General features: G+C 70.3%; 12 protein-coding genes. 3 read left to right on the top strand and 9 right to left on the bottom strand.

Translation table 11 applies throughout. From position 1 onward, the window contains the following. Positions 1-52: 52 nt before the first annotated feature. Positions 53-1,315, bottom strand: a complete 1,263-nt coding sequence (locus VJ976_RS05680; protein WP_324099142.1) for an RNA polymerase sigma factor — start codon at positions 1,313-1,315, stop codon at positions 53-55. An 11-nt stretch (positions 1,316-1,326) separates the two neighbouring features. Next, positions 1,327-1,683 (bottom strand): YciI family protein, encoded by a 357-nt coding sequence (locus tag VJ976_RS05685; RefSeq protein ID WP_324099143.1) that lies wholly within the window; start codon positions 1,681-1,683, stop codon positions 1,327-1,329. 121 nt (positions 1,684-1,804) lie between these two features. Between VJ976_RS05685 and VJ976_RS05690 the strand changes: the two genes are divergently transcribed. From VJ976_RS05690 to VJ976_RS05700, 3 genes are read left to right on the top strand one after another with little or no spacing between them, the layout of a single operon-like run. After that, the gene (locus VJ976_RS05690) at positions 1,805-2,443 is read left to right on the top strand and encodes a TIGR03085 family metal-binding protein (RefSeq protein WP_324099144.1); all 639 of its coding nucleotides are present in this window, start codon (positions 1,805-1,807) and stop codon (positions 2,441-2,443) included. Beyond that, positions 2,433-3,035 (top strand): hypothetical protein, encoded by a 603-nt coding sequence (locus tag VJ976_RS05695; protein WP_324099145.1) that lies wholly within the window; start codon positions 2,433-2,435, stop codon positions 3,033-3,035. The genes VJ976_RS05690 and VJ976_RS05695 overlap by 11 nt, the downstream gene beginning before the upstream one ends. After that, complete coding sequence (locus VJ976_RS05700; protein WP_324099146.1) at positions 3,028-4,185, top strand: FUSC family protein; 1,158 nt, start codon at positions 3,028-3,030, stop codon at positions 4,183-4,185. The genes VJ976_RS05695 and VJ976_RS05700 overlap by 8 nt, the downstream gene beginning before the upstream one ends. A 28-nt stretch (positions 4,186-4,213) precedes the next feature. On the opposite strand, the gene VJ976_RS05705 is transcribed toward VJ976_RS05700, so the two are convergent. Genes VJ976_RS05705 through VJ976_RS05735 form a run of 7 tightly spaced genes read right to left on the bottom strand, consistent with a single transcriptional unit; the run spans position 4,214 to position 12,219 of the window. Beyond that, positions 4,214-4,693 (bottom strand): PH domain-containing protein, encoded by a 480-nt coding sequence (locus VJ976_RS05705; protein ID WP_324099147.1) that lies wholly within the window; start codon positions 4,691-4,693, stop codon positions 4,214-4,216. Next, a complete protein-coding gene (gene rpe, locus VJ976_RS05710; RefSeq protein WP_324099184.1) occupies positions 4,693-5,364 on the bottom strand; it encodes a ribulose-phosphate 3-epimerase in 672 nt (223 codons plus the stop codon). The genes VJ976_RS05705 and rpe overlap by 1 nt, the downstream gene beginning before the upstream one ends. A 44-nt stretch (positions 5,365-5,408) precedes the next feature. Then, positions 5,409-6,848, bottom strand: coding sequence for an RsmB/NOP family class I SAM-dependent RNA methyltransferase (locus VJ976_RS05715; protein ID WP_324099148.1), 1,440 nt, complete (start codon positions 6,846-6,848; stop codon positions 5,409-5,411). Next, positions 6,845-7,801, bottom strand: a complete 957-nt coding sequence (gene fmt, locus VJ976_RS05720) for a methionyl-tRNA formyltransferase (protein ID WP_324099149.1) — start codon at positions 7,799-7,801, stop codon at positions 6,845-6,847. The genes VJ976_RS05715 and fmt overlap by 4 nt, the downstream gene beginning before the upstream one ends. Before the next feature lie 20 nt (positions 7,802-7,821). Beyond that, entirely contained in the window at positions 7,822-9,618 is a 1,797-nt protein-coding gene (locus tag VJ976_RS05725) for an ABC transporter ATP-binding protein (protein WP_414693571.1), read from the bottom strand. Next, complete coding sequence (locus VJ976_RS05730; RefSeq protein WP_324099150.1) at positions 9,618-10,694, bottom strand: ABC transporter permease; 1,077 nt, start codon at positions 10,692-10,694, stop codon at positions 9,618-9,620. The genes VJ976_RS05725 and VJ976_RS05730 overlap by 1 nt, the downstream gene beginning before the upstream one ends. Before the next feature lie 7 nt (positions 10,695-10,701). Beyond that, positions 10,702-12,219, bottom strand: coding sequence for an ABC transporter permease (locus VJ976_RS05735; protein WP_324099151.1), 1,518 nt, complete (start codon positions 12,217-12,219; stop codon positions 10,702-10,704). Between the last annotated feature and the right edge of the window lie 42 nt (positions 12,220-12,261).

Raw genomic sequence — 12,261 nt, forward strand, 5'->3', positions numbered from 1 at the left:
GGTGCTGTCACGCGGCCGCGCGCTTCCATCCTCGCACGGAGCATCGAGCCACCTACTGACCAGGGGCGGCCACCTCGTCGCGGCGGCGCCGGAGCAGTCGCTGCTGAGACCCGTTGCTCGCTGTGGCCAGGGCGGCGTCGAAGGCGGCGACACTGTCCTGCCAACGGCCGAGGTCGGACAGCATCTCGGCTCTGGCGCCGTGGTAGGCCGCGGAGTTCACCGCCCCGCCCGCTGCCGCGATCTGCAGGTCCTCCAGGATCTCCAGCCCCGCCCGTGGCCCGTGCACGTACCGCACAGCCACGGCTCGGTTCACCGCTACCACCGTCGAAGGCTGGTGTGACAGCAGCACGTCGTAGAGCGCCAGGATCGCCCGCCAGTCGGTGTCCTCGAAGCTCGGCGAGCAGGCGTGCAGGGCGGCGATCGCCGCCTGGTACTGGTAGGGGCCTCCCCGCCCGCGCGCGTGGGCCCCCTCCAACAGGGCCAGCGCACGCGCGATCATCTGCCGGTCCCAGGTGGACCGGTCCTGCTCCGCCAGGAGGACCGGCGCGCCGCTGGAGTCCACCCGCCCGGCTCGGCGAGCATCGTGCAACAGCATGAGCGCCAGAAGACCGGCCACCTCAGGGTCCGTCGGGACGAGCTGGACCAGCAGCTCGCCGAGCCAGATGGCCTCGTCACACAGATCGCCCCGGACCAGCTCCGGCGAGGTGGTGCTCAGGTGGCCCTCGGTGAAGATGGAGTAGACCACGGCGCGCACCGCCGGCAACCGCTGCTGCAACGTCTCTCGGTCGCTTCGCGTGAACGGGATACCCGCGTCGCGGATCTTGGCCTTCGCCCGGGTCAACCGGCGAGTCATCGTGGCCTCGGAGACGAAGAAGGCCTGCGCGATCTGTGCGGTGGACAGGCCACCGACGATACGCAGCGTCAGAGCCACCCGCGCAGGCTCGGACAGCGCCGGATGTACGCATCCCAACAGCAGCGAGAGATGGTCGTCCACCTCCTGCGGATTCATCGCCGGCCGGTCCTGCCACTGATGCTCCGTCAGGAGCAGCACCTGCGGCAGCAGCTGGCGCAGCCGGGCCGACCTGCGCACCGAGTCGACCGCGCGGCGCCGCGCCACCGTATGCAGCCAGCCAGCCGGGCGGTCGGGCATCCCGGACTCCGGCCACAGGCGGCTGGCCTCCGTGAACGCTTCGGCGGCGCAGTCCTCGGCCAGCCCGACATCGCCGAGGTCCCGCACCAGCCGGGCCACGAGCCGCGGCCAATGCGTGGCGAAGACCTCGGCGATGTCGCCTGGCTCAGCCGCGGATCGAGGCATCGAGCCGCGGCTCAGCTGTCTCCCAGGTCCATCACCGGACGGATCTCGACCGACCCGGTACGGACGTTGGGGGTGCGCGCCGCCCAGTCGATCGCCGTGTCCAGGTCGGGCACGTCAATGATGTAGTACCCACCGAGCACCTCCTTGGACTCGATGAACGGGCCGTCGGTCACCACCCGGCCGCCGTCTCGCACGGTGACCGTGGTCGCGGTCTCGGGGCCGTGCAGGGCCTCACCGCCGACCATCGCGCCCGCCTTGACCAGCGCGTCGGTGTAGGCGAACCACGCCTGCATCTCCTCGTCGTGAGCGTGCGTCCCCGGCTGTGCTCCCTGTTGGGGGTCGTCGGTAAGCAGAAGCATGTACTTCATGGCTGACTCCTTCGTGGGCCCTGGGCCCGTCCTCATCTGATAGTGACACCCTTGGTCGAACGAGACCTCCCGCTTCGGACACCGGCGTGGAAAGTGACCCGCCGAGTGTTTGGATGGACCCATGAACCTCGCCCAGGAGCATCGTCGTGCGTTGTGTGAGTCGGCCGTGCGCGCCGGCGCCGACGCTCCCACGCTGTGCGGTGACTGGTCCGTCCGGGACCTGCTCGTCCACCTGGTCGTGCGTGAGGGGCGCCCGGACGTCACGGCGGCCGGGTTGGTGCCGGCCGGGCGCGGGTATGCCGACCGGGTCCAGGCCGAGTATGCGGCCATGGAGTTCGACGACCTCGTGGCCCGGGTGCGTAACGGCCCGCCACGGCTGTCGCCCTTGTCCATCGCGCGGGTCGACGATGCGGCGAACACGGTGGAGTTCGTGCTGCACCACGTGGACATCGTGCGAGCCACACCGAGCCGGCACGGTCCTGCTTTCGAGGAAGTAACGCATCGGGCGATGTTCACGACACTGCGCCGCCTGGGCCGCCTGCTCTTCCGTCAGGCCCCGGTGGGCGTGGTCGTCGTCGCTCCCGGCCGGGGGCGGGCGGCGCTGCGTCGGCCCCGGCCGGGTCACGGGAGCGTGGTCCTGACCGGCGAGCCGGTGGAGCTCATGGTGTACGCCTCGGGCAGACGTGCCCACGCCTCGGTGGAGATATCCGGTGACACCGCTGATACGGAAGCCCTGGCGGCGACTCCACTTGGCATGTGAGACCTCGGCGGAGACGGCGCGCGACATCGTCCGCGCGTTGTCGGGGGCGCCCACGCCGTCGCCACGGCTGCTGGGCATCGACGGTCGTAGCGGGTCCGGCAAGTCTCGGCTCGCCCGGCGGGTATGCCAGGCGCTGGACGAGGTGGGGCTGAGCCGAACCCTGGTGGTCATGGACGACCTGTACGAAGGATGGGCCGGGCTCCCCCAGGCGCCGTCGACGCTGTGCTCACGGGTCATCGATCCGCTCAGCGCGGGCGGTCGCGCCGCATACCGACGTTTCGACTGGCACGTCGGCGCCCTCACCGACACGGTCGAGGTGACGGACGCCGAGGTCATCGTCATCGAGGGCGTCGGCTCTACCTGGCACCGGAGGCGTGAGGCTTTCACCTTGACGGTGTGGGTGCAGGCGCCGGCCGAGGTCAGGCACGAGCGAGCCTGCGCTCGCACCGGACAGGGTGACTTCGCCGCTCAGGGGCAGGCCTGGGCGCGAGCCGAGGACGCCCTGTTCGGGCCCGACGGCTACCCCCATCCCCCGGCGCCGTTCGACATGGTCCTCGACACTCGCCTCGATCGGGAAGGGTGCCGTGACTGACACCACCGGAAGCCGTGGCGCGGATGCCTCGGTGCGGGCGCGGCTCGGAGCCCAGGCATGGCGGCGCCGCGGCAAGAGGCTGCGCGACCGCCTCCCGCCCATTCTCCAGGCTTCCGTCGGGGCTGCCCTGGCCTGGTTCATCGCCAGCGACCTGCTGGATCATCGTCTTCCGTTCTTCGCTCCCGTGACGGCCATGATCTGTCTCGGTCTGACCTACGGCAACCGGGTGCGCCGGGTGGTCGAGCTCACCGTCGGCGTCGCCATCGGGGTCTCGGTGGGTGACGCCTTCGTGGCGTTCTTCGGCGTGGGCGTATGGCAGGTGGCCGCGGTGTGCTTCGTGGCGATGTCGTTGGCGGTGCTCGCCGGGGCTGGTCAGCTGCTGATGCTGCAGGCGGGCACCCAGGGGGTCATCGTGGCCACCTTGGTCACCAACGAGGAGCAGGCGTTCGACCGCTGGATCGATGCGCTGGTCGGTGGGTTGGTCGCGTTGTTCATCACCGTGGCCCTCCCCGCGGCGACTCCCATGCGCCGTCCCCAGGAGGAAGCCTCCAGCGTGGTGGGCCACCTGGCGGCCGCGCTCGGCCGCTGTGCGCTGGGACTGCGCGAGAAGGACCTCGACCTGGTCAGCGGGGCACTGGAGGATGCGCGAGACCTCCAACCGGAGATGGAGGACCTGCAGGAGATCGCCGCCGAGGGCCTGGCGGTGGCCCGGGTGGCGCCGTTCCGCCGGCGGCACCGGCCGGCCGTGCAGGTGGTCGACAGCCTGCTTTTCCCCCTGGACCTGGCGATCCGCAACGTGCGGGTCCTGATCCGGCGGGCCGAGGTCGCCCTGTCCGAAGGCGAGGTCGTGCCGGAGACCTACGTGGAGATGCTGTACGAGCTCGCCTTGGCGGCCCAGCACATCGCCGACGAGCTGGGTGAGGGACGCACCGCGGCCGAGGCTCGCGAGGACCTGGTCAACCTCGCCCGGCGTTCGACCTGGTCGGTGCGCGACGCCGGCCTGTCCGCCGAGGTGATGCGAGCACAGGTGCGCTCGACGGTGGTGGATCTGCTGCGCCTGACCGGCCTGTCCGTCGAGGAGGCCACCCGCCGCGTGCCGCCGACGAAGGCCGACCTGGACCCCGGACCTCGCTCGGAGTCGGGCTCCTAGGTCATCCCGGCGGCGTGCACCCGGGCGGTCACGACGGGCTCGGGCCGGCCGTCGAGGAGTGGTGCGAGACCAGGGCGGCCAGGCGTGAGGCTTCCCGCCGCGCCCGCGCCCCGTCAGCACGCTGGATGGCCATCACCGCCACCTGCTCGGTGTCTGCCAGCTCGACGACCGCCCAGGGGCCACCGTCGTGGAAGCCCACCGTCACGATCGAGGCCCAGCTGAGGTCGTGCCGGCCTACCAGGTTGACCACCCGAAGACCTTCGGCGCTCGGAACTGCCCGCAGAGTCGCGAACTTCACCAGCAGCACGGCGATGCCCACTCCCAGAGCAGCCGTCATGAGGCGGTCGGGCGCTGCCCACCCGACGTCGCCGGAAGTGGGGCTGAGGATCGCGAGACCACCGAACACCAGCACGCTCGCCAGCGCGCATACCCAGGCGACCCAGGCTCCGCGGCGTGGCCGGAAGACCGCGTAGGCCCGGCCACGGTCGCGGGGCGGGGAGGTACCCATCACCGGGCGGGCGCGCCCCCGCCCGAGGCTTGCGCCTGCGAGCGCAGGCGCTCGACGGCGGCCGCGGGGTCCTGTTGGCCGTACACCGCCGACCCGGCGACGAAGACGTCTGCTCCGGCCTGGGCGCACGTCTCGATGGTGTCCGCAGAGACGCCCCCGTCCACCTGGATCCATACCGGCACTCCGGCACGGTCCACGGCCTCGCGCACCTGCGTGACCTTGTCCATCTGGTCGGCCATGAAGGACTGGCCACCGAACCCGGGCTCTACGGTCATCACGAGCACCATGTCCACCTCGGCGAGCATGTCCGCGTATCCCGCGAACGACGTGTCGGGCTTCAGCGCGATGGCCGCGCGCGCACCTGCCTCCCGGATCGAGCGGGCCGTGGCCACGACGTCGGCCGCCGCCTCCACGTGGAAGGTCACCGATCGGGCTCCCGCGTCCGCGTACTGGGCCGCCCACCGGTCAGGGTCCTCGATCATCAGGTGCACGTCCAACGGGACCGGGCTCACCTCGGCCAGCGCCTGCACCACCGGCAGGCCGAGGGTGAGGTTGGGCACGAAGTGCCCGTCCATGACGTCGACATGCGCCCAGTCGGCGCTCGAGATGCGACCGATCTCGCGCTCGAGGTTCGCGAAGTCGGCGGCCAGGATGCTGGGGCTGATCTGCATCGCCATGAGGAGAAGCCTAGTCGGCTCCGGCGCCGCTCATCGGGTCAGGTGCGACGCAGCAGGCACACGAACATGGCGTCGGTGCCATGCCGGTGCGTGAACAGCTGGGCTCCGGGCCCAGGACCCAGGCCCTCGTACGCGCTGCCGTCGCGATGGCGGACCAGAGGCCGGGCATCCAGCTGGGTCACCGAACCGGACCGCATCATGGCGTCCTGCACGACCAGGGCGGTCTCGGCGATGTGCGGGGAGCAGGTGGCGTAGACCACGACACCGCCGGGCCGGGTGGCCTGGAGCGCCGAGGCGAGCAGACCGCGTTGCAGTGGAGCCAGCTCGACGAGGTCACCGGGCTGACGACGCCAGCGCGCCTCCGGGCGGCGCCGCAGCGCGCCCAGGCCGGTGCACGGGGCGTCCACCAGCACCCGGTCGAAGCGATCCGGGTGCTCACGCCCCACGGTGGTGCCGTCCCCGGTGGTCACCTCGACCTGAGCACCGGCGAGGCGAGCGGCCTCGAGGGTCTTGCGCACCAGCTCGGCGCGATGCGGGGCCACCTCGTGGGCGCTCAACCGGGCACCGCGCGCGAGCGCGGCTGCGGCCAGCAGACCGGTCTTGCCGCCGGGCCCGGCGCACAGATCGAGCCACTGGCCGGTGTCCACCCCTTCCACCTCGGCCTCGAGCAGCACCGCGGCGACGAGCTGGCTGCCGGCGTCCTGCACGGCGGCCCGGCCGTCCCGCACCGGGGCGAGGTCGGCCGGGTTGCCTCGCGACCAGGTCCACGCAGTCGGCGCAGCGTTCGACGGGGTGGCGCCCGCCGCCGTCAGGTCACCCTCGGCCTGCAGACCCGGGCGGGCCGCCACGGTGAGGGGGCCAGGGTCGTTGTTGGCGGCCAGCAACGCGGACAGCTCGCTTTCGAGCTCGGCTGGGGTGCTCTCCCCCTGGGTCAGCAGCGCCGCTCGCAGCGCACGGACCACCCACACCGGGTGCGAGTGCTCACGCGCCAGGATGTCGACCGCCTCGTCCAGACCGGTGGTGACCTCGGCCACCCACGCGGCACGGTCCCGCTCGCTCACCCGCCGCAGAACGGCGTTGACGAAGCCGCCGGACCCCTGGGAGATCTCCTGCCGGGCCACCGCCACGGTCGCGCTCACCGCGGCGTGGTCGGGCACACGCATCGCGAGCAGCTGGTGTACCCCGAGACGGAGCACGTCGAGCACCGGCTCGTCGATCTTCGCCACCTCCCGGCGCGCCGCCACGGCCAGGATGGGGTCGTAGAGGCCGCGCATGCGCAGGGTGCCGTGGGTCAGCTCGGTGCAGAACGCGGCGTCGCGGCCCGACAGCCGGGCCCGGCGCTGCTGCTCCCCCAGCTCGAGGTTGGCGTAGGCGCCGTCGGCCACCGCACGCAGGGTGAGGTATGCGGCCGTGCGGGCGGGGTCGCTGCGGCGCTGGCGGTCGGCGGGCCGGGTGCGCGAGCGCGGTCGATCGCTCACGCGCCATCCTCGAAACGCTCGCCGGGCTCGGGGCGGGTGCCCCGGGCCCAGTCCGCCGCTGGCATCACGGGTTTGCCCGGAGGTTGGACGGCACCCAGGAGCACGGGCTCGCTTGCTGTCCCGACCCAGACCCGCTGCCTCGCAGCGTGTAGCTGACCGACACGCAGGTCTGCTGGTGCCGCGGCCTGGTCGGGCGAGGCGGCAGCGGAGCGCAACGGGTGCAGGTTGAGCCGCGAGCCCCGCCACTGGGTCCAGGCGCCGGGCGCGGGGGTGCATCCTCGGATCTGCCGCTCCACTGCGAAGGCCGGGCGGGACCACCGTACGGCCGCATCGTCGCGCGTGAGCTTGGGGGCGTGACTCACACCGACCGGCGACTGCGCTTCGGGCTGCGCCTGCCCCGAGGCCAGCGCCTCGAGACTGTCCACCAGGAGGGGCGCTCCGGCTTCGGCCAAGCGGTCGAGCAGTGACCCGCCGGTGTCGTCGGGTCGGACCCGCTCGGTGAGGCTTCCCAGCACAGGCCCGGTGTCCAGCCCTTCGTCGATACAGAACGTCGTGGCCCCGGTGATCTCGTCACCCGCCATGATCGCGTGCTGCACGGGGGCAGCCCCTCTCCAGGCGGGAAGCAGCGAGAAATGCAGGTTCACCCAACCGTGGACGGGGACCTGCAAGAGGGCTGGGCGCAGCAGGCCGCCGTAGGCGACGACCGCGGCCGCGTCCGGGCTCAGGGTCTCGATGGCCTCACGGAGCCCCTCCTCGGCCGTGGACGTCGGGGTGAGCACCCGTAGGCCACGGCTGCGGGCGAGCTCGGCGACCGGGCTGGCCCGCTGCCGCCGGCGCCGACCCGCGGCGGCGTCGGGTCGGGTGAGGACACCGACGACATCGTGGGAGGAGTCCAAGAGGGCGTGCAGGGAGGGCAGGGCGACCTCAGGGGTCCCGGCGAACAGGACGCGCACGGACTCAGCAGCCCATGAGGTCAGGCACGGTCGTTGTCGGTGGACATCGCGTGCGCGCGGTGGAACTGGTCGGCGTCGATCTTGAGCTCGGTGATGTCGTCACCCAGGGAGCGCAACAGCTCGTGCCGCTCCTCGCGGCGCTTGCGCTGCTCGCGGGGGTCGGGCACCGGAGCGGCGGCGATGAGACGCTTGGTGTACTCCTTCTGCGGGTCGCCCAGTACCTCGGTGCGGGAGCCGTGCTCGACCACCTTGCCGTCCTGGAGCACGACCACCTTGTGCGCCAGCAGGTCGATGACGGACAGGTCGTGGCTGACGAACAGGCAGGCGAACTTGTACTCCGCCTGAAGCTCGCTGAAGATCTTCAGCACCCGTGCCTGCACCGAGACGTCCAGCGCCGAGGTCGGCTCGTCGGCGACCAACAGCTCGGGGTCCAAGGTCAGCGCCCGGGCGACGCTGATGCGCTGCCGCTGACCGCCGGAGACCTCGTGCGGGTAGCGGTTGTACACCTCGCGGGGCAGCTGCACGGCGTCCAAGAGCTCGTACACCTTGTTCGTCTGGCTCGCCTTGTCGCCGACCTTGTGCACCACGAGGGGCTCGGCGATGCACTCGCCGATCGGCATCCGGGGGTTGAGCGAGGCCGCGGGGTCCTGGAAGATCACGCCGATCCGCTTGCGCAGCGCCTTCAGCTCCGCCTTCTTCAACGACAGAAGGTCCTCCCCGAGCAGCCTGAACTCCCCGGAGGCGGCAGGGATCAGGCCCAGGGCACACCGTCCGATGGTGGACTTCCCGGACCCGGACTCCCCGACCAGGCCGACGATCTCACCTTGCCTGACGTTGAAGGTGACGTCGTCCACAGCGCGGAAGGGGGACTTGCCCAGACGCTGGTACTCGATGACCAGGTTCTTCAGGTCGATCGCCAGGTCTGCGCTCTCGTCCAGCTCCTCCCGGACGCTGATGCCCATCTGACCACGCCCGGAGCCCAGCCGTGGCACCGAGCCCAGCAGCATCTTGGTGTAGTCGTGCTGGGGGTCGGTGAGCACCGACTGGGCCGTGCCCTGCTCCACCAGCTCGCCCTTGAACATCACCGCGACGCGGTCGGCCATGTCGGCCACGACCCCCATGTTGTGGGTGATGAGCAGGATGCCGGTGTCCAGCTTGTCCTTCAGCGACCGCAGCAGGTCCAGAATGTCCGCCTGCACCGTGACGTCCAGGGCAGTGGTGGGCTCGTCGGCGATGATCACCTTCGGGTCACAGCTGATCGCGATGGCGATGACCACGCGCTGGCGCTGGCCGCCGGAGAGCTCGTGCGGATACTGCTTGACCCGGCGCTCCGGCTCGGGGATCCCGACCATCTCCAGCAGCTCGACCGCCCTCTTATCGGCGTCCTTGCCCACCGCGATCCCGTGCAGCTCCATCGACTCGGTCAGCTGGCTGCCGATGGTGAGCACCGGGTTCAGCGCGGTCATCGGCTCCTGGAAGATCATGGCGATGTTGTTGCCGCGCATCTTGCGCATCTTGCGCTCGGCGATCTCGCCCACCGAGGTGCCGGTCACGGTGACGTGCCCCTCGATGCGAGCGTTGCCGGGCAACAGCCGCATCGCGGTCATCGAGGTCACCGACTTGCCGGAGCCGGACTCCCCGACGACGGCGACGACCTCACCCGGCTTGACGTCGAGGCTCACCCCCTTGACGGCATGCACCGAGCCGAACTCGGTCTTGAACCGGACGTCGACCTCCTCGAAGCTCAGCACCGCCGTGTCGTCCGTGCCGCCGCTGCGCTCCTCTCGTCCCGAGGACTCGCTCATCGCCGTTGCCATCAGTCCTCGCTTCTGCTCTGCCGCGGGTCGAACGCGTCGCGCAGACCGTCGCCGATGAAGTTCACCGACAGGGCGATGGCCAGGATCATGATGCCGGGCCACCAGAACAGCCATGGGCGCGTCTGGAAGGCGGTCTGGTAGGTGCTGATGAGCTGGCCGAGAGAGCTGTCCGGCGGCTGGATGCCGAACCCGAGGAAGCTCAGCGCGGTCTCCAGCAGGATCGCCACCGCGATGGTCAGCGTGGCGCTGACGATGATGGTGCCGATCGTGTTCGGCAGGATGTGCTTGAAGATGATCCGGCTCGAAGGTGTGCCGATGGCCTCGGCCGCAGTGACGAACTCGCGCTCGCGCAACGACAGGACCTCGCCGCGGACGAGCCGGGCCAGGCCGGTCCACACCAGGATGCTCAGCACGAACGAGATCCCCCAGATGCCGCCCCCGAGCCCCTTGGACATCGTGGCCGCCAGGACCAGCAGTGGGATGACGATGAACAGATCGGTGGCGCGCATGAGCACGGCCTCGACGCGGCCGCGATAGAAGCCGGCCAGGGCGCCCACGGTCACTCCGATGATCGTGCTGCCGATCCCCACGCTGAAGGCGACCAGCAGTGACTGCTGGGTCCCTCGCATCGTCAGAGCGAAGTAGTCCTTGCCGGTGGTCTCCTGGCCGAAGGGGTACTCCCCCCACGTCGGGGGGAAGAGCGACAACGTGGGCCGTCCGCCGTCGACCACCATGGCGCTGCTGCGGTAGGACTTGTCCCACCACCCCGGGAAGGCGGCGGTGCCGATCGAGGAGTAGGCCAGGATGGTGACGCCCAGGAGGGTCACCAGGCCGATCATGGCGCCTTTGTGCCGGAAGAACCGGCGCAGGACCAGCTGGTTCTGCGAGTAGGACTTCTGGGTGAAGTCCAGCTGCTTCTCCACCGAGTACTTCGACTCGACGTCGGCCTCGTCGTGGGGCGCCTCGGGGTCGGCCTGACCGGTGACCGGCGAGAGCTCCTCACGGCCGGAGCCGGGAGCGTCGGGGCGGTCCTGCTCAGGGCGGTCGCCGGCGGAGCCGGAGGATGTGTCGGCCATGGGACTCCTACCTGCGGATCCGGGGGTCGAGGGAGGCGTACGCGATGTCGGCCAGCATGTTCATCAGGATCGCTGCGGCCCCGGTGACCAGGAAGAACGCCATCACCGGGGCTGGGTCCACGGTGTTCAGCCCTTCTTGGAACAACGCGCCCATCCCGCTCCAGCCGAAGACCCGCTCGGTGATGACCGCGCCGCCGATGAGCGAGGCGAAGTCGAAGGCCACGATGGTGGTGATCGGGATGAGAGCGTTGCGCAGCGCGTGCTTGGTGTTCACCACCCGGTCGGACAGGCCCTTGGATCGGGCGGTGCGCATGTAGTCCTGCTGGGTCGTCTCCAGCATCGAGGACCGGGTATAGCGGGAGTACTGGGCCAGGGAGATCAACGTCAGCACGATGGTCGGCAGGATGAGCTGGGTCGCCCAGTTCCAGATCCCCTCGTAGAAGTTGCCGGAGAACAACGGGGACCCGGAGCCGATGGTCGAGATGGGGCGGGAGTTGCCCTCGAGGTAGAGCCCCCAGTTGCGCAGCAGCTGGTCGAGGAAGACGAGGAACCCGAAGGAGAGCGCGGTCCCCACCGAGATCACGATAGCCGTGCTCCGCTCGTAGCCGCCGAAAGCGACGCCGATCACCGCGCCGACCACCGCTGCCACTGCGGCGAGCACGAGAATGAGTGTCCAGCTCGGGTCCTCCATGAGCGAGCGAGTGGCGAAGAAGGACACGATCCCGACGCCGATGGTGGCGAGGCCGCAGTAGATGACCCGGCGGTTGCGCAGCCCCACCGTCAGCATGAGCAGGACCGCGAGGGCGGCCAGCGACAGCAGCACGATCAGGCCCAGACCCAGTGCCGGGCGCCGCCACCAGCCCACGGCGTCGAAGTAGGTCACGACCGCGAAGAGCACCACGGCGGTGATAGCGAAGGTGAGCACCCGGCGCCGGGTGTCGCCCCCGGCGATGACCGAGAAGACCATCCCGAAGAGCAGAGCGAGGAGCAGGGTGGTGACCAGCGACACCCCGGGGTCGGCGATCCAGTTGTTGAAGTCGATGGCGCCGTACTGCTTGAGCAGGACCGCCGCCCAGAAGACCGGGAGCGAGAAGAACAGGAACGCCAGGAAGGTCACCACGTAGTCGAAACCGCTGTACTGCCGGATCGCGGCGAGAATGCCCACGGTGACGCCGAACACGATGGCCAGCACCGTGGCCAGGGTGACCAAGCGAAGGCTGCTCGCCGCGGCGTCCGCCACGAGCTCGTTCACGCTCTGCCCGGTGCGGTTTGTGCCCAGGTCACACTGCAAGATCAGGCACTTGCTGGCTCCACCGAGCCAGATCGCGTAGCGCGTGTACCACGGCTCGTCGAGGTTCATGTTCTCGACGCGCGCCGCGATGAGCTGCTCGCGGTTGCTCGAGTTGGTCTGGCGCAGGTCCTGCAGTGGGTCCCCGGAGTTGATGGTGAGCACGTACATCAGGACTGACGCCAGCCACAGGATGAAGATGGAGACACCGATACGACGAAGGATGAACTGGAGCACTACGCCGCCTTTCTCCCCGGTGCCGTTGCACGACACCAGCTC

Source organism: Ornithinimicrobium sp., assembly GCF_035267225.1.
In the GTDB taxonomy this organism is placed as follows: domain Bacteria; phylum Actinomycetota; class Actinomycetes; order Actinomycetales; family Dermatophilaceae; genus Ornithinicoccus.

What these genes read in the sequence shown, in the direction of transcription:
- VJ976_RS05725 (WP_414693571.1), bottom strand. Translation starts at nt 9,618, where the DNA reads ATGGCAACGGCGATGAGCGAGTCCTCGGGACGAGAGGAGCGCAGCGGC.
- VJ976_RS05690 (WP_324099144.1), top strand. Translation starts at nt 1,805, where the DNA reads ATGAACCTCGCCCAGGAGCATCGTCGTGCGTTGTGTGAGTCGGCCGTG.
- VJ976_RS05705 (WP_324099147.1), bottom strand. Translation starts at nt 4,693, where the DNA reads ATGGGTACCTCCCCGCCCCGCGACCGTGGCCGGGCCTACGCGGTCTTC.
- VJ976_RS05685 (WP_324099143.1), bottom strand. Translation starts at nt 1,683, where the DNA reads ATGAAGTACATGCTTCTGCTTACCGACGACCCCCAACAGGGAGCACAG.
- VJ976_RS05680 (WP_324099142.1), bottom strand. Translation starts at nt 1,315, where the DNA reads ATGCCTCGATCCGCGGCTGAGCCAGGCGACATCGCCGAGGTCTTCGCC.
- rpe (WP_324099184.1), bottom strand. Translation starts at nt 5,364, where the DNA reads ATGCAGATCAGCCCCAGCATCCTGGCCGCCGACTTCGCGAACCTCGAG.
- VJ976_RS05730 (WP_324099150.1), bottom strand. Translation starts at nt 10,694, where the DNA reads ATGGCCGACACATCCTCCGGCTCCGCCGGCGACCGCCCTGAGCAGGAC.